The following is a 19,792-nucleotide window of genomic DNA, read 5'->3' as shown; positions in this document are numbered from 1 at the left end:
GCTAAGTAAAGCAATAAAATACTATTATACAATCTCGTTTAAAGCTCAAAGAGCTTTAAACAAAAAGAGCCTGCCGCAAAATAAATTTCGCAGCAGACCCTTCATCTTTTTTATTATTATTTATTTAAAATTCTCTTTACCTCAGCCTTTATGCTGTCTTTATCAATGCCGTAGTCCTTCTTGAGATAGTCAAGGGATCCTGTCTGACCGTAGCGTCCCTTTACGCCCATTCTTACGAATTTTGTGGCCTTTCCGCTTTCAGCAAGCGCTTCGGCTGCGGCAGAGCCAAGGCCGTTTGTAATGTTATGGTTTTCAACGGTTATAATCGGCCTGTCAGCATATTTTGCTACCATTTCCTTATCGAAAGGGCTGATGGAGAAAGAGTCGATTACTGCTACATCGATACCTTCTTCCTTAAGCTCCTCGGCTGCTTCAAGCGCATCGGCAACACATATACCGTAAGCAAAAATGGCTGCATCTTTTCCTTCTCTTACAACCTTTGCCTTGCCAAGCTCAAATTTTTCGTCATCGGCATAAATTCTCGGCACATTCTTTCTGGAGGTTCTAATATACCAAAGGCCGCCTTTTTCATAGCTCATCATAAGAAGCTCTTTCAGCATTACTTCATCTGTAGCTTCAACTACATTACAGGTAGGAATGGAGCGCATAAGAGCAACGTCTTCAAAAGGCATATGGGTTCCGCCGTTAAACTCGCTTGTTACGCCGCAGTCAGAGCCTAAGATGGTTGCGCTTAAATTGGCATAGGCAAGAGAGATGAAAACCTGGTCAAAAACCCTTCTTGTGGCAAAGGGGCCGAAGGTATGAACAAAGGGTCTCTTCCCTGTGAGAGAAAGCCCTGCCGCAACGCCCATCATATTGGCTTCCATAATGCCGCAGTCTATGAAATTATCGGGGAAGTGGTCTTTAAACCGCTTAGTCCCTATGGAGCCTGCAAGGTCTGCCTCAAGGGCAACTACATTTCTGTCTTTTTCGCAAAGCTCTATCAATGTATCGACATAAACTTTACGAAGCTCGTTATTTCCCTTCTTAAGCATTCTGAACGCCTCCTAACTGATTTTCAAGCTCCTTGATATATTCGGCTATAATCTCTACCTCTTCAGGGGTCGGTCTTAAATGATGGTTGTCGAATTTTTCTTCAAGATATTTAAAGCCCTGTCCCTTTATTGTATCAAGGATAATCATATGAGGCTTTCCGCTTACTTTAGAAGCCTTTTCAATTGCCTCGTAAATTTCTTCTACGCTGTTGCCTTTTACCTTATAGGTATCGAAGCCGAAGGCTTTGAATTTATCCTCATAGCATGCACCGTCACAAATGTCTTTTGTGTAGCCGTCAAGCTGCTTTTTATTGTCGTCAAGAAAAACAAATAAATTATCAAGCTTATTGTGCGCTGCAAACTGAAAAGCCTCCCAGCACTGGCCTTCATTAAGCTCGCCGTCTCCTACGATGGAGTATACCTTCTGGTCGCTTTTACTTATTTTAAAAGATTTTGCAACACCGCAGGCAGCACTGATGCCTTGGCCTAAAGAACCGGTAGTCATATCCACGCCTGTTGTAAGCTGTCTGTCGGGATGGCTTGGAAGCTTCGTTCCGTTGGCGTTTAATGTCATAAGTACGTCCATCGGGAAATATCCCTTTAATGCAAGCGCCGAATATAAGCCCGGACCTGCATGACCTTTTGAAAGAATAAAATAATCCCTATCCTTTTTGTCAGGCTCTTTAGGGTCAATATTCATTACCTTGCCGTATAATACGGAAAGACACTCAACGATGGAAAGGCTTCCGCCGTAGTGTCCAAAGCCTAAATGATGAAGGCTCTTCACTGTGTTTAAACGGATTTCCAAAGCAAAGCGTTCAAGCCTTTGCAATTCATTTCTGTCCATTTTATCCTCCTGATTAATAAATTTAGTGCATACGGCCCAAAAAGCCTGTCCAAATTTAAGACCTTTGCCCTGTGCCTTAAATTTGGTGAATCTGCTTTTTACGGCAGTATACAGCCCAATCAATTCCATAAAAAATTTATATGCCGTAATAATTATAAATTATTTATAGAAAATATATATCGTAAAAGTCTTCAGACTCTATACGCTTAAAAATATTTCAGTTGCGTTCAGGGCTTTGCCCTGAACGCAACCATTGCAATTCTATTGTAAAACAATTTAAACTACAGTTAAAGCTTATGTTTTTGAAGGTTTTCCGCAGCAATTTAAAATTTGCTGTAAAAATCAAAACCTATATAGATTTTTATGCAAAATATGTTTTTTTAGTCAAAGTCCTTTAACGATTATAAAGCATTGCTGAACTTTTTTTCTTAAAATTTATGTTTCTATACAAAACAAAGTAAATTTATTATGAAGAAGTAACAAAGGCCTTTCCCGGCAGGCTTAAAAACACAGATTGCTTTCGGGAAAGAAAATTTTAATTAGGCTTCCTTTTTCTTACCTATATAAGAAACGATAACCATAACAGCAAGAACCCCAAATACCAAAGCCGCTGCTATAGCAGGGCCGAACTGGCCTGCCTTACCCAGGGCAAAGCCTGTGGCGATAAAGTCAAGGTCTGAGAAAGTGGTTCCCACAAAGCCTAAATCTCCCAGCAAAGGCATAATCAGAATAGGAGCAAACGTAAGCATCAGGCCGTTTACAAAGGAGCCCAGCACACAGCCTTTTACGCCGCCGTTGGCGTTTCCGAAAACACCGGCAGTGGCGCCGCAGAAGAAATGGGGAACAACTCCCGGCAATATTATTATACCGCCTGTGACAATTAATATCAACATTCCAACGATTCCGCCTACAAAAGAAGAGAAAAATCCGATTAAAACGGCATTGGGTGCAAAGGGATAAACAACAGGGCAGTCCAGAGCCGGTTTCGCATTGGGAATAAGCTTTTCGGAAATTCCTTTAAAGGCAGGAACAATTTCTGCAAGAATAAGGCGAACCCCTTGTAAAATAACATATACGCCGGCGGCAAACTGAACGCCTTTTTTAATTGAAAACAGTATAAAATTTTCCCCTCCGCTTAGCTCTCCTACAAAGGAAGGCCCTGCAAAAACTGCAAGAACAACATAAATAATTACCATAGTAAGCGATATGGAAACGGAGCTGTCTCTTAAAAAGGCCAAGGATTTCGGAAAATTAATTTCTTCTGTGCTTTTTGAATTCTTCCCTACAAGCTTACCAATCCACGCCGAAGCCCAGTAGCCTATGGTGCTGAAGTGCCCGAAGGCAACCTCGCTGTTGCCTGTTAGTTTTTCCATGGTAGGCTGGGCCATGGCCGGAAAAAGCACCATTACGATGCCAAGAGCTACAGAACCTACGATAATGGTCATGGTTTCATTCATGCCTACGGTAAGTAAAATAACCCCTATCATACACGCCATATAGAGGGTATGATGGCCTGTAAGAAACACGTATTTAAATTTTGTAATACGTGCTATAAGGAGGTTTGCAATCATTCCAAAGAACATAATAAGGGCAGTTACCGAGCCGAATTTTTCAAGGGCAACGGCAATGATGGCCTCATTATTTGGAACAACCCCCTGGGTATTAAACGCATGCTGGAACATTTCCCCAAAGGGTCCTAAAGATGCAACAACAACGTCGGCCCCTGCGGAAAGAACGAGAAATCCCAGAAATGCCTTGATTGCGCCTCTAATAACATCAGGCGCCGCCTTCTTTTGCAGCACCAAGCCTAAAACTGCCATTAAGGCAACGAGATAGGCCGGCGTAGACAGTAAATCCTGCATAAACTTAAGAATTACCATACTCTTTCTCCTCTCTTATTATACTTATAGCAATGCTGATGATACGAATTCAATTTGTATTCCGCCTAAGTTTTTACAGTGAAAAGCACATGGTTCAGATGCTTTTCCAAAAATTTCAGCTTCTTTAAACTTGATTTCGTTTAAAATATCACAGAAAGCTTAAACTATAGTAAATTTAAAGTAATTTATAGTGAAATAGCTTTAAGGTAATCACAAAAATCTATTTTACTATACCTTATAAAGACATAATATTCTTTTTAGAGTGGAGTAAATATGAAAGCAATAGCACTATAGCCCCAAGGTTATTCCCTAGTACAAAACAGGTCTTTCTTTTAAAAAGGCATATTTTGAACTAAGATTACTTTTCCTGCGGCTTTTATAGTAAAATAATTTGATTCCAGTAACAAAAACCGTATATTTTGAATGGCTTAATATAAGCGTTTCTGTTATATTAAGCCGTTTATGAAAAATAGGCTTTTGTTACTACCTTAAAGCTATTTTACTTTATTTGCTTTTTGCTTATATCTTTTGTTTATTCAGAATTTTAAAGAAGGAATGTTTAGATTCGTAGATTTATGGTGTTTTTTAGAATTTTCTTTAGCATAATTTTAGGACCCAAGAAAATATGTATATGAGAAAAAAGCCGGGAAGCCGACTTCTCTCATTAAAATTTTATCCTATATATTATATTTCATATGTTTACGAAATATTTCACAAAAATATCTTTTATAGTGAAATAGCCGTAAGGCAGCAGCAAAAATCTATTTTACTATACGCATACACTGCTTTAATAAATTTATTTACAGCATCCCTTTTTCCTGCAATGCTTTTTCTATTTTTTCCTTAAGCTCCTTTTTATCAAGGAGATTGTTCAGTTCTATCACATTATCAAGATGCTTCATGCCCATGGCGATATCCCTTCCGGCTATAAAAAAGTCCGCCGCTCCGGGAACCGCTGCTCCCAGGTCGCTGTGTTCCACCTCTATACCTTCTGCATTAAGCTCTTTTAAAACGCTTTTAATATTCATTTCAACCATGAAGCTGCTTCCAAGCCCCGTTCCGCAAACTGCCAATATTTTCATATGATTTCCTCCTTATAGGGTAATGGAAAATTAGGAATCTATATTGCTCTTATACTCATAAGGCAATATAGCGCTTTTTACGGCGTAAGTTTAATAGCTTTTATTATTTCAGAAGCACTCTTTCCTTCCAAAATCTTATGACGGCTATCTCTATGAAACTTAAAAATTGCTATTTCATTTTCAAATCTCATATGTTTTCCTTAAATCCATCATAAATAAAGATGCTCTTTTTTATCTTTATTTATAATAGTTTCATCTGAAAGTATTTCTGCAGGTTCCGAGAGGACTACTAAATGGCCCTCAGGGCTTTCCGGGGTAAGAGTTATAAAAAGTTTTACGGGCCTTTCATTATTCTCTATCTGCCTAAGGAGAAAAAGATTCCTGCCAAGCTTACTGATCCCTTTCAATTTCTTGGCGGAGTATGGCAGCCTATAGTCAATTTGCTTTTATTCCTCCATAAGTTATTTAACTGCAGAAGGCTCAAAATAAAGTAAACTGACAATGATGTTGTTTCATCATAATTCAAACACAAGGGCAGATAATGATATATAAAATGAACTTGTAAAACTTTTTTAGATGAACGCTCTCTTACAGTTACCAAACCTGTTTTTAAGTTTGATAACTGCAAGGCCCGTATTTTTAATGTTTTCCGATTATTTTATTTCTATAGCTTTCTCCGATGCTTCCTGTTTTTAAAAGAGGCACTGCCGAAAGATAAAGGCATACTCTTAAAAATCAGCTTTTTCATAAAGCCTGATTTTATTTTTTGTAAGCAGCTTTTCTATTAATACGCCGCTTCTCCGCTGAAAAAGGCTTTATTTTTTAAGCGGCAGGATTTCTATCCAATGGTTATCAGGGTCACTTATGAAATAAAGCCCCATATTGTGATTTTCATAGCATATCCAGCCCATATTCCGATGATAGCGCCTTACCTCGTCATAATCCCCGGGAACCCTTACGCAAAGATGAACCTCGTTATCGCCCATACTGTAAGGCCTGTTCCAGTCTCTAAGCCATGTAAGCTCCAAAGTAAAATCCGTTTCGGAATCTCCCAGATAAACGATGACGAAAGAACCGTCTTCTGCTTCCTTTCGGCGCACTTCCTTAAGGCCCAAGGCTTTTTCATAAAATTCCATGCTTTTTTCAAGGTTAAATACGTTAAAATTATAATGGTCAAATCTGCATTTCATTTCCATATTATAAAATCCCCTTTCTTCTGAATCGTAAAGAACTTACACTTGTTTTTTTCGGCAATAGCTTCAAAGGCACTTGCCCTTTCATAATTTTCTCTGAAATGCATGGGAATAAAGAGCTTTGCAGTTATTTTTTCAAGGATTTGAACGGCGCCCCTCATATAATCCGCCCCAAGCCGCGGATCAACGGGAAAGAACAATACATCCAGTTCCTGAATCCTTTCGCAGATATAGGAAAGCTCTTCTTCAAAGGCGCTTTCATAGCCCAGGCTTTCCTCTTTGTCACATTCCTCCTCCCAATGCCAGTTATTAAGGTCTCCGGCATGAAATATCTTTTTATCTTCTGCTTCAATATAGAAGCTTATTCCCTCATCTGTAGAGCCGAAGGCCCTTACATGGATGTTTTCGTCTCCAAATTCGTCGCCTTTTTCAAGATATACGGCGTCAAAATCTATTTCATCTTTTATATCCGATGAAAATATATATTTCACAAAAGGACGCTTATTTTTAAAGTCAAGAACAGCTTCATTAAAATGATCCCCATGGCTGTGAGAGACAAATACATATAAAGGCTTTTCTCTTCTTATTATTTCTTTTGTGATGAGCCCATCTTCCGTATCAATATAAAAATCAATTAAAACATCAAAATCCTTAAATTCCAAAAGAAATCCGCTGTTAAATATATAAGTAATCTTCATAAACGCCTCCTTATTCTAAATTAAGCTGAAGTAATCCCATTGTCAATTTGTTTTCACTTTATTTTAAGCTGTTGAAAGCTCAATATCCAAAACAGAATAAAACAAATTGACTGTATGCAGTAAATAACAGAGCTAAAAAAATACTTAGTAAAATAATCTTGATAAATTATTTGAAACAGGAAAAACTATAGCTTTGCTATAAATATAGAATCTGAATTACTTTACTATAGAATAATTATACTTATTATAAGGAAATAATTCAACAAAAGACATTCGTGTTGGATTTAAAAACAAAATAAATTTGTTTTAAGAAGGCGCTTCATGGTTTATACTTGGCGAATTTAAAAAATTGAAAAGGTTAAGCTTATAAGCCTTTTTAACAAATAATAGAAATGCAGAACCTCTGAATTGTTCACAATATATGCATTCTTAAAGGTTTCTATGTATGAATCCCTGCTTTTATGAAAATTATATTTATGGTATACTATAGTAAGTTTTTCACAAAGAAATAACAAAAGCCGATTCACTAAAGACTCAAAAAATGGATTTCCTTCGGAAACATCGTGGAATTGCCTTCATGCAGCAATAGATAATAAAGCTTTCAATATATAAAATCAAATAAAGGCAATTTATAAAATACGATTTATGATATTTTTTATAAAACACATTTTTGAATCTGTGTGAATATATATCTTTACTATTGTTTTATCTTAAATTTACTATTCGGTGGTTGGTGATGATTGTATGAAAAATATTATTTTATTCCTGGCTACCCTCATAAAAGAGGTTCAGGAAGATGAGCTTATTCCTGCCGCTAATGAACTTACTTATAAAATTATCCTTGCCTTGTTTCCTTTTATCATATTTCTTCTTACCTTAATAGGATATATGGAACTTGATACAAGCCTTTTCATGAACAAATTGTATCAGGGTCTTCCTGCGGAGCTTGCGGAAATATTTTCTGTATTCGTAAAGGAAGTCCTCGCGGTTAAAAGACCCAGCCTTTTGTCGACTTCCTTAATATTTACTTTGTTCAGCGCCTCCTCCGGCTTTAATTCCGTAATGAGAGGGATTCATAAGGCTTACGGCATTAAGGACAGCCGTTTTTTCCTTAAGCAAAGGGCTGTAAGCATGATTCTTGTGCTTCTATTTGCGCTTCTCATAGCCCTTTCTATGGTTATGCTTGTATTTAATAATCATATATATGTGCTTTTAACGAAATACCTTCCTGAGTCGGAAGCCTTTAAATATATTTTCAGCTTTATGGGATACTTTGTAACCATCTTATTTATGCTTTCCGGCGTCATGCTGATTAATAAGCTTGCCCTTTCAAAAAAGACTTCTTTTAAAAGCCTTCTGCCCGGCGGCCTTTTCACGGTCATCCTTTGGCTCATTGCAAGCGGCGGCTTTAATATGTATGTAAGCAATTTTTCAAGATATTCGGCAGTTTACGGAAGCCTTGCAGGGATTATCCTGCTTATGGTATGGCTTAATATCATATCTACCGTTCTCCTTCTGGGAAGCGAAATCAATGCAATGCTCGAAGTTAAGTAGCATATATAATAAATTTAAAGTTAAATCGTATAGTCATTTGCTTTTATTCCGCTGTAAGTATCTTGTTTTAAAGAGCATAAAATAAGGAAAAAGCAAATTGGCTATGCTACCTATTTTGTATTATTCAAGTATAACAAAGCTATATCTTCACTTATAGTAAATTTCACAGAAGGAAGCAATAAAAATCTATTTTTCATAAACGGCTTAAACATAGGGATTCTAATATGTTTAAGCCATTTATAGCCAACAAAGATTAAAATATCTTTGTTGGCTATGAGGGGACGTTCGCCTGAAAACACTTTAACAGTTTCCCTGTAAGTGTTTTCAGGTTCACTAAGCATTAAAATATACGATTTTTTATTACTGTTTAATTCGAAATTGGCTATAGGCTCAAAAATGTATCCTTTCCTGCAAAAACTTGTGTTTTTGAATCTATAGTGAATTGGTTTTATTGCTTTTTTATGAGAAATTTAATATAAAAGGCTGCGGGTTATCCGCAGCCTTTTATAAATTCCTTATGATTTCTTCCAATACCTTTTTCATTATGGATTTTTTCTCTCTTTCAAGAGAAAATTCATCTAAAGGCCTCATTCCCTCCAACACCTTATCCACAGCCGGACCTATAAAACATGTAATTTCGTTGAATATTATATCTGCGTATTCATCAAAACAGAAAATTTCCATTTCGGGAGAATTCAGCAGTAAATTGATTTCTTCTGCTGCTTGTGCATAATCCATATCTTTATTTTCTTCTCTTCTCTTTCTGAGAAGGAATTCCCTGAGCATATCCTCAAAAGTCACATTGATATCTTCACCGTAATAAAACATATATATCCCCCTATCCATAGAGACCGGCGGCCAATGGGTAAATTTACTATATCATTTTCAGAGGTATCACAAATTTCTCATAAAGAAGCAACAAAACCGATTTGCTAAAACGCAAGAATACGTGCTTTCGCAGAAAACATAGTGAAATTCCTTTATATCGTAAATTTATTATGAAGAAGTAGCCAAAGCCTATTCCCTGTAGATATAAAAATGCGGATTTCCGCAGAAAACGGTACATTCTTGAGTCAAATGAATATGCGGTTTTGTTCCCATTTAACTTTAAATTATAATTACTTCAATATATGGCTTTTAAAGGATAAATGTTCTAAATTTAATCTTCCCTGTTTTATAGGTAAATATTTGCATAAAAATACAGGCGTTTTTTGTTAGCATTAGCTAATCTTTTTATTCTCCATGATATGCTCTTGCCTTTAAATGCCATATTCTTTATACTGTTAAGTATATAGTAGATTTCTTATAAAGAAGGAACAAAGCCTATCCACCATAGACTCAAAAACATAAACTTCCGCAGATAACGCTACATTTTTGAGCCACGGCAAATACAGAGTTTTGTTACTGTTTAACCTTAAATTTACTATAGCAATTCTTCTTAAAGCCTATGCTTTTTGAAGCTTTTTAAAACTTGATTCAGTACAATACTATTTAAGGAGGTATTCATATGAGCTATGCGGTTTCACCAAAGACTCAAGAGCTTCTCGACAAAATACTGTCTCTCGACGAGGTACAAAAAACCTTGGAATTCATAAAAGAGGATTCCGAGAACACCCTGCAGAACCAGATAGACCTTGTTAAGATAGAGGCTCCTACCTTCCATGAGGAAGAAAGGGCAAAGGCTTACGCCAAATATTTTGAAGAGCTTGGCCTTGAAAATGTCCATTTAGACCAGTTTGGCAATACCATCGGCGAGAAAAAGGGAACCGGCGGCGGCCCTAAAGTTCTTGTTGAAGCCCATCTTGACACGGTTTTCCCTTTCGGTTCCGTAAAAGATGTCAGAATTGAAAACGGCATAGTATATGCCCCCGGAATATGTGACGATACAAGAGGTCTTGCTGTAAATCTTTCAGTTATAAGGGCTTTGAACCATTCAGGCCTTAAACTGAAGGGCGATTTCCTTTTTGCAGGCTCCGTTGAAGAAGAAGGCCTTGGCGGTCTTTCAGGCGTTAAAAAGCTTTTACAGGCAAATCAGGATATTGAAGCAAGCATCAATATAGATGGCTTTGAAGCCACCGCAATTACATATCAGGCTACCGGCATGAGAACCTGTGAAGCTAATTTCTACGGCATCGGCGGGCATGCCTACGGCGCTTTCGGAACAATGGCAAATCCTCTCCACGCTGCTGCAAGAGCCGTTGCTAAAATAGCAGACATCGAAGTTCCCGAGGATCCGAGAACCACCTTCTGCGTATCCAATTTCCACGCCGGAAACGACGCCGGAATCCATGCAATCGTTCAGAAGGCAACCATTAAATTCAACTTCCGCTCAAACTCTATGGAAGAATTAAACAAGCTGAACGATAAAATCATGCAGGCCCTTCAGGAAGCATGTGACGAAGAAACAAAACGCTGGGGTAAGGATACCATCACCTTCGACTATAACGTATATGTAGACGTTCCCGCGGGAGACCAGGATAAACACGCTCCTATCGTTGAAAGCACCTATGCAATCATGAAGCATTATCTCGGCCATGAGCCTATTTTCAACCAGGGCGGCTCTACCAATGCCAATAATCCCATCGGCGCAGGAATCCCTGCCGTATGTGTAGGCCTTGGCACTACAGACAATAAGGTGCATTCTCTCGAAGAATTCTTCCCTACTGAAAATTCCCATGAGCTTGTACAGCTTACTTTCCTGCTTGCGTTAATGCTCGGCGGAATCGAAGGAAAAACCGAATCTATATTAAACTTATAAAAAGAAGCTATAGAGTTGCTTTGTAAATATGGATTTATTTACATCAATCCCAACAGGTACTCTTTAAATTCACAGGGTATCATTGAACCGCATGCCTGTTTTCTAGGTTCGTGCTTTTTATATTAATAAGAACCCCCGTCCTAATTCCGGCGGGGGTTTTCTTTTATATATATTCAGAGCCAAGGTATAGGGTTTTATCCGTATTTAATATGGAATCTATATTTTCTCTGAGGACTTTGGGATGTAATTTCATATCCTTTATGCTGTCTATTTTTACCCATTCCGAATCAAGCATATCCAAATCCTTTTCCGTAGGCTCCTGTATAGGTTCTTCTGCTTTACGGCATAAGAAGATAAAATAAATTTTATGAGCATATTCGGGATATTCGGCCCTGAAGCCTTCGTCCAGGAATATTTCTTCATATATAGCGGCAAGCTTTTCCACAGATACGGTATAGCCGGTTTCTTCAAGGCATTCTCTTTTTACGGCTTCTATCAGAGTCTCATATTGATTTTGGCCTCCGCCCGGCAAATCATAATAAATATCTCCTTTCTTAAGCCCTAAAAATTCCCTGTCTGCGGAATTTTCATTTTTATTTAAAAGTATGCTTTCCCCGTCAATGATAATGGCTTTTGCCGCATTTCTGATACCCATATGCTCCTCCTTATACTTCTATTAGGCGTTGTTTGTAAATAGAAAAACCAACAAGAATAATAAATAAACTAAAGTTTATTTATTATTTTACAGCTGAAAATGTATTGTTTGCAAAAAAGGGAGGCGACGAAGAAGTCGCATCCTTTAGGCAAAATAGACTTTTATTGCGTCCTTCTGTGAAATTTACTATAGAATAAATTTATTATGTTCATTAAAGTATACCATTATATATAAAAAACAGGAAGGCTTAAGCCTTCCTGTTCCACGACAAATACATAAAAAATACGGATTAGCATCGCAGACTTTAATTAATTTGATGGGAAAGTATCTTTGCTTTGCAAAAACCTGAGCATAACACAAAAGTGTTATGCTTTATGGCCGGATTTTTAAACCGCACCAATTCATTTCCATTACAGTAACTTTCTTATAAAGCAGTAACAAAAACCTATTCATTAGAGACTCAAAAATACGGATTTCCTTGGGAAACGGTACATTTTGAACTTCCGTGAATATACGGTTTTGTCACTGTTTAATACTAAATTTCCGTCAAACTACAAAGATTTATAAAGTTCCCAGGGGAACTTTGTAAATCTTCTTACAGTGTATCGCCAAAGTTTTATTTTGACGACGGGGCAAACCCATGAAAGCGTTTGCCCCGTTCCGGTTTAATATTTCATTTATTTCGCTTCTGCTGCCCAGGCTGCTAAAGCTTCCTGAACCTTTGCAGAATCTGCAACAAGCTCATTTCCTGTCTGAACCATTGTTGAAAGGGTTGAATATGTCTTATAAGCTCTTCCTAAGAAAACAGATATAAGCTCATCCTGATTAATGGAGTAAACAACTGCTTTACGAAGGTTTTCGCTTGCCATCTGGCCTTTCTGGTTGAAGTTCATGTAGAAAACGGCATTACTTGGCATTTCTTGAAGCACAAGCTTAGGATCATTTGTAACAAGGTCAAATTTTGCTTCGGGAACGCTGTAAAGCATATAGATTTCACCGCTTCTTAAAGCTGAAAGGGCGCTGTCGGGGTCCTTGATGAACTTCATTGTGTAATTTGTAATTTTAGGCTCCCATTCGGTACCCTTCATGTAAGCAGGGTTCTTCTGGAATGTTACCTGATAGTCGTTCTTTAATGTCGCAATATAAGGGCCTGAGCACATTAATGTATTGTTGTAGGTGGCACCTTCTGTTATTGCTGCCTGATCGCCGTATGCTACGTCTTTTTGTACGTCATAGGTAGCAACGTCATAAGTATTTATCGCTTCAACCTGATCCTTTGATACGATACCTGCGGACTGGTGAGCAAGATAGTTGAGTACCTGTGGGAATGGGTTCTTTGTTGTAACTTTTACTACCTGATACACGCCTGCTGCGTTATCCACTGCTGTTTTATCTGCTGTAAGAGATGTAATGGCAGAAGGTGTTTTGGTTTCTAAAGTTTCTTTAACGGATTTGCCTGATGCTGATTTGGAAGATTCAAGCTCTGCCAAATCTGTTACGATAGTAATGGTATCCATGCTTTCATGGAGGCTGTATGTTCTGTGGTTAGGAACGCTGTCTTTATTCTTTGCTCTGTCAAGAGCAAATACAACGTCTTCTCCGCCTACTCTTACACCTGAATCAACGGCCTTGAAGTCTTCTACTTTAGAGAAGTTGATGTCGTCTCTGAGAACAAAGTAGAAATCCTGATTGTTGTCTTTTATGGCGTGCTCATAGCTTAAAGAGCCGTCAGACACAACCTGATCGTCGTTTGTAAGATTTACAAGCCTTACATACATATTTGTATTGATGATATTGATAGAGCCGTCATTTCCTTTTATAGGGTCTAAAGATGTAAGCTCGCTGATGGCCTGGCTGGTAATCATAGGCTCTGTTTCTCTTTTGGATTCATCAACGAAGTCAATTTTTTCCCAAATCTGGCTTCTTGATTTTGAAAGGGCAACAGAGTCTGCTTTAAGAATCTCTTTATTTACGGCCTGAGTTTTTATGGAGCTGTATAAAGGAGCGATATAAGCCTTTTCGCCTACAAGATACTGCTCGAATTCCTTATAGGTTTCCACATACTTATCAGGTGTTTCACTGGCGGCCTTTTCGATATACTCGTCAACCTTCGGGTCTTCGACAGGATTATTGTTGTAGTCTCCGCCTGTTTTAAAGAGAGAGCGTACAGCATAATCTGGGTTCCCTGTAACTGTTGTCCAGCTGCTTAAGGCTACATCATAGCTGTGGCTATCGATAAGGGATTTGTAGCTGCTGTAGTCCGGCTGAAGGTTTACAGTAACGTCAAAGCCGTTCTTTGTAAGCTGGTCCCTTACGATATTGGCTGCCTTTTCGTTTGAGGACATGCTAAGAAGGGTAATTTTGGGCTTAGCGCCGGCTGGCTGCTGAGCTGTATCCTGCTTCTGCTCAGTCTGGGCAGGTGTATCTGTGCCTTTAACTTCATCTTTCGTTTTTACGTTTCCTGAACATGCCGCTAAACTCATTGCAAAAACCAACGACATTACAAGCGCAATTGCTTTCTTCATAAATCTACCTCCATTTTTATAAATTTAGCCTGCAGCATATTTTGAAATATCAAACCGTTCTTCATCCGTTTAAAAGGCAATTTCTTCAATAAAAATATGAAGATTTTTATTTTATACGAAATTCAGGGTACCCTTTTCAAAACATGCTTTCCTTCTGGAGTCTTTTTCAAATTCCTATATGAGTTCTTAAAATTTGCAAATATACTCCAGCTATTCTTAAGTCTATATCTATGCTGAAGCCTGCAAAGGCTTTTAGCTGTATCTAAAGGGAAGGCCCTTTATTTCCTCATATCTTGCACATGCTACGAAATGGTTGGGGTTAATCTCCCTTAATTGCGGATCTTTTTCCATACATACCTCTTTAGCAAAAGGGCATCTCGGGGCAAAACGGCAGCCGGGCTTTGGATTGATAGGTGAGGTGATTTCACCTTTCAGTATAATCTTTTCCTTTCTGTCAAGCACGTTTACAGAAGGGATGGCCGATAAAAGAGCCGTTGTATAAGGGTGGGCAGGGTTTTTGAATATCTCCTTCTTATCTGCAAGCTCCACCATTTTCCCTAAATACATAACCCCTACATTATCAGAAATATGCTTCACAACGGATAAGTCATGGGATATGAATATGTAAGTAAGGTTCAGTTCCTTCTGCAAATCCATCATCAAATTCAGTATCTGCGCCTGAACAGAAACGTCAAGGGCGGAAACAGGCTCATCACATACGATAAACTGGGGATTTACGGAAAGCGCTCTTGCGATAACAACCCTCTGCCTTCTTCCTCCGTCAAATTCATGAGGATAGGAATTATAGGTTCTCATGGAAAGACCTACAAGGTCCATAAGCTCTTCAATGCGTTTTTTTCTTTCAGCCTCTGTTTTATAAATATTAAATACCTTCAAAGGCTCCTCTATACTTTGGCTTATGGTAAGCCTTGGGTTTAGAGATGCATAGGGATCCTGAAATATAATCTGCATATATTTACGCATCTGAATCATTTCATCATCTGAAAATGAAGTGATGTCCATATCGTTAAATAAAACTCTGCCGCTTGTAGGCTCATGAAGCCTTAAAACAACTCTTCCTAAAGTAGATTTTCCGCAGCCGGATTCTCCAACAATACCCAGGGTTTCCCCTTTATTAATAGAAAAGCTGACATCGTCCACCGCATGAAGCTGACCTGCCGCAACCTTGAAATATTTATTTAAGTTTTTCACTTCCAACAATTTAGTCATACAGGCCTCCTTACAGTATACATTTATAGGTATGGCCTACGCCCTTTACAGGGGGTTTCTCTATTTCACATTCAGGCCTTTTGTATTTGCATCTTGGGTGGAAGCAGCAGCCCTTAGGCAAATCTGCCGGGTTCGGGATAAGCCCCTCTATGGGTATGAGCCTTTCGCTGTCCTCGTCAAGCTTCGGTATGGACTCAAAAAGTCCCTTAGTGTAAGGATGCTTCGTATCGGTGAACACTTCTTCTACCGTGCCGGATTCTACGATTTCGCCGGCATACATGATGGATACTCTGTCGCAGGTTTCCGCAACGACTCCCAAATCATGGGTAACAAGAAGCAAAGACGTATTGAAGTCTTCCTTCAGCTTTTTAATAATCTCAAGCACCTGAGCCTGTATGGTAACGTCAAGGGCCGTTGTCGGCTCGTCGGCAATCAAAAGCTCTGGATTACATAAAAGGGCCATGGTGATGACAACCCTCTGCTTCATGCCGCCGGAAAACTGGTGGGGATAATCGTTAAAACGGTCCCTTTTAACCCCGACGATTTCAAGCATTTCCATTACTTTCTTTTCAGCCTCGGATTTTTTCATTTTCTTATTATGGTTAAGCACAACCTCCGTAAGCTGCTGCCCCACGGTCATAATGGGGTTAAGGGCCGTCATAGGGTCCTGAAATATCATGGATATGCCGTTTCCTCTGATGGCTTCGTTCTGCTTTTCCGTATTATATATCATGTTTTGGCCCTTGAAATTAATTTCTCCGTCCACGATGATTCCCGGCGGGTCGGGAACAAGCTGCATGATGGAAAGGCATGTGGTGGTTTTTCCTGCCCCGGTTTCTCCTACAAGGCCCATGCTTTCACCGTAGGAAAGGGTTAAGTCTATGCCGTTTACAGCCTTAACGTCCTCATCGTCGGTTATGTAGTGGACATGAAGATTTTTTATTTCAAGAAGCTTCTCTGATTTGTTTTCCATATGGTCACCTCTCAATAAAGCGCATGCAGTCAACTTACTTTTATTCCCCAATAGATATATTACTTTAAATAAAATAAACATAAATTGACAACAGCATTATTTCATATCAAATTCACTGTAATTTTCAGTATTGAAAATGCAGCTTTCTCGGTTTCAAGTATTCTTACTATAATTACCAAACTTAAATACTGTCCTTTGGTTTTTAAGTTTAATAAGTTTTTCTTTGGGCGGTAGTAAGTCTACTTTTTCTTTTTGCAAGTTACTATACCCTCTACTTAAGCTTCGGGTCGAGCGCGTCTCTAACGCCGTCACCCAAGTAGTTAAATGCAAGAACAATAAGCACTATGGCAATACCCGGATAAATAGCAAGGTAGGAATTCGTCTCAAGGAAATTGCTTCCTCCCCTTAATACGCTGCCCCATTCAGGAATATGAGGTTCAACTCCAAGGCCAAGGTAACTTAAGCTGGCTGTTGAAAGCACGGCGCTTCCGATGGAAAGAGTCGCCCTTACAATAATCGGCGCCATGGAATTAGGGATAATATGCTTTAAAAGAATCTGCCATTCTCTTCTGCCGCAGGCTCTTGCCGCTTCAACAAACTCGCTTGAAGTCACAATCATAACCTGAGCCCGCATGGTTCTTGCATAAATCGGTATCATTCCGATACTCAAAGCCAAAATAAGGTTCATGGTATTGGCGCCGAAGGCCGCAACGATGGCGATGGCAAGAAGGATACTGGGTACAGCGTAAAGAATATCCAAAGTACGCATGATGATATTATCGGGCCTGCTTCCGTAATGGCCTGCAATAGCCCCTAAAATACCGCCTATGATAATAGGCACCACCGTAGATATAATACCGATTACAAGAGAAATTCTTGCACCGAAAACAATTCTTGTAAATACGCATCTTCCGAACTCATCTGTTCCGAAGGGAAACATTAAAGAGGGCTGAAGAAGGATTGTTCCATAGTTATTGTCTATGGCTATGGAATAATCAAACGTAAGATAAGAACATATGGAAAGAGAAAGAAGGAAGGATACGAAAAATAAGCCCAGAATAGACATATAGTTTCTGAATATACGGCGCATAATGTCAATCCATTCAACCGCCTTGTTTTCGTTTAAATTTTTGATTCTTCCAATAACTACAAAGCCTAATATTACGGCAAATACATTTCCCGTGGCCCCTGTAAGAATGGCCAATATGCCGGGGATTAAAAGCCTTTTATACTTTCCGTTTCTTATGGTAAACTTGCTTATCATAATAATAAGCACAACGTAAAACAAAGAGATGCCTAAAAGAAGATACATGCCTGTAAAAAAGCTGTTTGCAACATACTCTTTAAACAAATTAAGTGCTGAAACCAAAATAATGAAAAATGTATTGATAATCGCATAAAATCCAAGGGTATATTCCAAGGGCTTTTCTTCTTTTATGAGATTAAAGCCGGCAACGGCGGAAAAAAGATTGCCCGTCATAAGAAACAAGATAGATACAATACCCATAAGTCTTGTAGACTTTGAGATATTGCTCTTATTCATAACGTCGCTTCTTATTCTTAAAGCCGCAAGGAAATTAAACAATCCTGCAGCAAGATATAAAAGGGCAAAATACATAGGCCCTGTAAGGCTAAAGCCTGCTTCAAAGTCATAAGCGTAGAAAAACACCACAAAAGCAATGACAAGGCTTGCAACCCACGCAAAGTTCGTAACGTTATATTCAAAAAATTTATTCAGCCGCCTTGCTCTCTGTCTTTTTAAAAATTGCTCTTTTTTATCCACAGCAATCCCCTTCCCTAATAGCTTTTCAGTTTAGACTTGATTCTGGGGTCTAAAAATGCATAAAGCACGTCTACAATGAGGTTTATGAAGCTTATGATGATTGCAACATACACAACCCCCGCCAGAACCACAGGAACATCGGGAACAAACTGCTTATCAACGATATAGCTTCCGATACCGTTCACGTTAAACACCTTTTCCGTAACGGCAGAGCCGCCCAGCATACCGCCGAACTGAAGACCGATAACCGTAACGATAGGAATCATGGCGTTTGCCAAAGCATGGCGGATAATAACTTTTGATTTGCTTAAGCCCTTCGCCTTTGCAGTAACGATATAGTCCTGTTTTATAACCTCAAGCATCGACGACCGGGTCATTCGTGCAACCGTCGCCGCAAGGGAGGTTCCTAAAACAATGCTGGGCATAATCATGGACTTCCAATTGTTCACATCAAAGGTCGCAGGAAGCATATTTCCCTTTATGGAAAAATTCAAAATAAGAATCAGTCCCATCCAGAAAGTCGGGATGGAGAGGCCGATTAAAGCAAGCAGCATAAAAATATAGTCATAAGCCGAATACGGCTTAACGGCAGAAACGATACCGGCAGGAACCGCTATAGTAACCGCAAGAAGTAAGGAGGCAAAGGTAAGCTTTAATGTAATAGGGAATTTCCTCATAATTGCAAACAATACATCCTCGTTTCCAACATAGGATTTCCCTAAATTAAGGGTCATAAGGCCTTTAAACGTATCCAGAAGCTGGAAGAAATAAGGCTTATCAAGGCCATAAGTAGCATTAAAGGAGCTTACCTGTTCCGGGGTCGCCATAGGGCCTAAAATATTCAGAGCCGCATCCAGAGGCGACAGATACAGTATGGTAAATACCAGAAATGTAACACCGAAAATAACGAAAATCATCATAAAGATTCTTTCGGCTATGTACTTAATGTAGGCATTTGAATAAATCAAAGCCAGAATATACATGGGCCATGCCAGTAAAACGGATAAAAGGAAAAAGCCTGTATGGTCCATAAGCCTTCCATAAGTACCCATAAAGGTAATTTCTTTCAGAGAATTATTAGACGCATCCTTTTTGAACTCCGCTTCTAAAAGCTCATTAAAGCGCTCGTTATAAATTCTCTCAAGGTCTTTTTTGAAACTTGCATCGTCTTGCTTTTTGTTAAGGAATTCAATCTTCTTACGAAGCTGCGCCTCAACCTCTTTTTTTAGGTCCTCTGCGGCACTTCCTGAAAGAAGTTCCTTCTTCTTTTTCTCTTTTGCCTTGGTATAGGAATTTTCTACTTTGTCTTTTCGGTAAATAAAATAAGCGATTAAATTTACCGGCAAACCAAGAATAAAAGATAAATACCTGTACCCGGGATAGCGGTGCATCTTGGTTAAATTAACCTTCAAGAAATTAATTAAAGATGTCAAATAAACCCCCCCTGTAGTTTTTAAACAAAAACATTAAAGCCCGAAAAATAGCTCCTGCTAAAACTGCTTTCGGCAAAATGGTCAAAATATAAATCAATGTTTTGAAATTAAAATATGCTTTTGACC

15 protein-coding genes are annotated in these 19,792 nt (G+C 38.7%); 2 read left to right on the top strand and 13 right to left on the bottom strand.

What is annotated here, in order from left to right; genetic code table 11:
- Nucleotides 1–116: 116 nt before the first annotated feature.
- From NBX03_RS01080 to NBX03_RS01055, 6 genes are all read right to left on the bottom strand, one after another.
- Nucleotides 117–1,055 (bottom strand): transketolase family protein, encoded by a 939-nt coding sequence (locus tag NBX03_RS01080; protein WP_250228934.1) that lies wholly within the window; start codon nt 1,053–1,055, stop codon nt 117–119.
- Nucleotides 1,048–2,031, bottom strand: coding sequence for a transketolase (locus NBX03_RS01075; RefSeq protein WP_267134864.1), 984 nt, complete (start codon nt 2,029–2,031; stop codon nt 1,048–1,050). The genes NBX03_RS01080 and NBX03_RS01075 overlap by 8 nt, the downstream gene beginning before the upstream one ends.
- Before the next feature lie 410 nt (nt 2,032–2,441).
- Nucleotides 2,442–3,782, bottom strand: coding sequence for a PTS ascorbate transporter subunit IIC (locus NBX03_RS01070; protein WP_250228932.1), 1,341 nt, complete (start codon nt 3,780–3,782; stop codon nt 2,442–2,444).
- Nucleotides 3,783–4,582: 800 nt separating this feature from the next.
- Nucleotides 4,583–4,864, bottom strand: a complete 282-nt coding sequence (locus NBX03_RS01065; protein WP_250228931.1) for a PTS sugar transporter subunit IIB — start codon at nt 4,862–4,864, stop codon at nt 4,583–4,585.
- 815 nt (nt 4,865–5,679) lie between these two features.
- On the bottom strand, nt 5,680–6,054 hold the full coding sequence (locus NBX03_RS01060) for a VOC family protein (RefSeq protein WP_250230196.1): 375 nt from the start codon (nt 6,052–6,054) through the stop codon (nt 5,680–5,682).
- Nucleotides 6,051–6,755: an MBL fold metallo-hydrolase gene (locus tag NBX03_RS01055; protein ID WP_250228930.1), complete on the bottom strand. Its 705-nt coding sequence runs from the start codon at nt 6,753–6,755 to the stop codon at nt 6,051–6,053. The genes NBX03_RS01060 and NBX03_RS01055 overlap by 4 nt, the downstream gene beginning before the upstream one ends.
- 744 nt (nt 6,756–7,499) lie before the next feature.
- Here NBX03_RS01055 and NBX03_RS01050 point away from each other — a divergent pair.
- A complete protein-coding gene (locus tag NBX03_RS01050; protein WP_250228929.1) occupies nt 7,500–8,309 on the top strand; it encodes a YihY/virulence factor BrkB family protein in 810 nt (269 codons plus the stop codon).
- 504 nt (nt 8,310–8,813) lie between these two features.
- On the opposite strand, the gene NBX03_RS01045 is transcribed toward NBX03_RS01050, so the two are convergent.
- A complete protein-coding gene (locus NBX03_RS01045; protein WP_250228928.1) occupies nt 8,814–9,137 on the bottom strand; it encodes a hypothetical protein in 324 nt (107 codons plus the stop codon).
- 679 nt (nt 9,138–9,816) lie between these two features.
- Between NBX03_RS01045 and NBX03_RS01040 the strand changes: the two genes are divergently transcribed.
- A complete protein-coding gene (locus tag NBX03_RS01040) occupies nt 9,817–11,067 on the top strand; it encodes a M20/M25/M40 family metallo-hydrolase (protein WP_250228927.1) in 1,251 nt (416 codons plus the stop codon).
- Between the two features lie 163 nt (nt 11,068–11,230).
- Here the strand turns inward: NBX03_RS01040 and NBX03_RS01035 are convergent, their stop codons facing one another.
- The 6 genes from NBX03_RS01035 to NBX03_RS01010 form a co-directional block, all read right to left on the bottom strand.
- The gene (locus tag NBX03_RS01035; RefSeq protein ID WP_250228926.1) at nt 11,231–11,722 is read right to left on the bottom strand and encodes an NUDIX domain-containing protein; all 492 of its coding nucleotides are present in this window, start codon (nt 11,720–11,722) and stop codon (nt 11,231–11,233) included.
- Between the two features lie 677 nt (nt 11,723–12,399).
- Nucleotides 12,400–14,247: an ABC transporter substrate-binding protein gene (locus tag NBX03_RS01030; protein WP_250228925.1), complete on the bottom strand. Its 1,848-nt coding sequence runs from the start codon at nt 14,245–14,247 to the stop codon at nt 12,400–12,402.
- Nucleotides 14,248–14,499: 252 nt separating this feature from the next.
- Entirely contained in the window at nt 14,500–15,477 is a 978-nt protein-coding gene (locus NBX03_RS01025) for an ABC transporter ATP-binding protein (RefSeq protein WP_250228924.1), read from the bottom strand.
- 10 nt (nt 15,478–15,487) lie between these two features.
- Nucleotides 15,488–16,450, bottom strand: coding sequence for an ABC transporter ATP-binding protein (locus NBX03_RS01020; protein WP_250228923.1), 963 nt, complete (start codon nt 16,448–16,450; stop codon nt 15,488–15,490).
- A gap of 271 nt (nt 16,451–16,721) precedes the next feature.
- Nucleotides 16,722–18,233: an ABC transporter permease gene (locus NBX03_RS01015; RefSeq protein ID WP_250228922.1), complete on the bottom strand. Its 1,512-nt coding sequence runs from the start codon at nt 18,231–18,233 to the stop codon at nt 16,722–16,724.
- Between the two features lie 14 nt (nt 18,234–18,247).
- Complete coding sequence (locus NBX03_RS01010) at nt 18,248–19,666, bottom strand: ABC transporter permease (RefSeq protein WP_250228921.1); 1,419 nt, start codon at nt 19,664–19,666, stop codon at nt 18,248–18,250.
- Nucleotides 19,667–19,792 lie beyond the last annotated feature (126 nt).

This window comes from Anaeropeptidivorans aminofermentans, from assembly GCF_940670685.1.
GTDB classification, from domain to species: Bacteria; Bacillota; Clostridia; order Lachnospirales; family UBA5962; genus Anaeropeptidivorans; species Anaeropeptidivorans aminofermentans.
Note: the sequence above shows the minus strand (reverse complement) of the source record. Positions and strands in the feature narration are given on the sequence as shown.

Coding starts and splice junctions, on each gene's coding strand:
- NBX03_RS01080 (WP_250228934.1), bottom strand. CDS start 1,055: ATGCTTAAGAAGGGAAATAACGAGCTTCGTAAAGTTTATGTCGATACA.
- NBX03_RS01075 (WP_267134864.1), bottom strand. CDS start 2,031: ATGGAATTGATTGGGCTGTATACTGCCGTAAAAAGCAGATTCACCAAA.
- NBX03_RS01070 (WP_250228932.1), bottom strand. CDS start 3,782: ATGGTAATTCTTAAGTTTATGCAGGATTTACTGTCTACGCCGGCCTAT.
- NBX03_RS01065 (WP_250228931.1), bottom strand. CDS start 4,864: ATGAAAATATTGGCAGTTTGCGGAACGGGGCTTGGAAGCAGCTTCATG.
- NBX03_RS01060 (WP_250230196.1), bottom strand. CDS start 6,054: ATGAAATGCAGATTTGACCATTATAATTTTAACGTATTTAACCTTGAA.
- NBX03_RS01055 (WP_250228930.1), bottom strand. CDS start 6,755: ATGAAGATTACTTATATATTTAACAGCGGATTTCTTTTGGAATTTAAG.
- NBX03_RS01050 (WP_250228929.1), top strand. CDS start 7,500: ATGAAAAATATTATTTTATTCCTGGCTACCCTCATAAAAGAGGTTCAG.
- NBX03_RS01045 (WP_250228928.1), bottom strand. CDS start 9,137: ATGTTTTATTACGGTGAAGATATCAATGTGACTTTTGAGGATATGCTC.
- NBX03_RS01040 (WP_250228927.1), top strand. CDS start 9,817: ATGAGCTATGCGGTTTCACCAAAGACTCAAGAGCTTCTCGACAAAATA.
- NBX03_RS01035 (WP_250228926.1), bottom strand. CDS start 11,722: ATGGGTATCAGAAATGCGGCAAAAGCCATTATCATTGACGGGGAAAGC.
- NBX03_RS01030 (WP_250228925.1), bottom strand. CDS start 14,247: ATGAAGAAAGCAATTGCGCTTGTAATGTCGTTGGTTTTTGCAATGAGT.
- NBX03_RS01025 (WP_250228924.1), bottom strand. CDS start 15,477: ATGACTAAATTGTTGGAAGTGAAAAACTTAAATAAATATTTCAAGGTT.
- NBX03_RS01020 (WP_250228923.1), bottom strand. CDS start 16,450: ATGGAAAACAAATCAGAGAAGCTTCTTGAAATAAAAAATCTTCATGTC.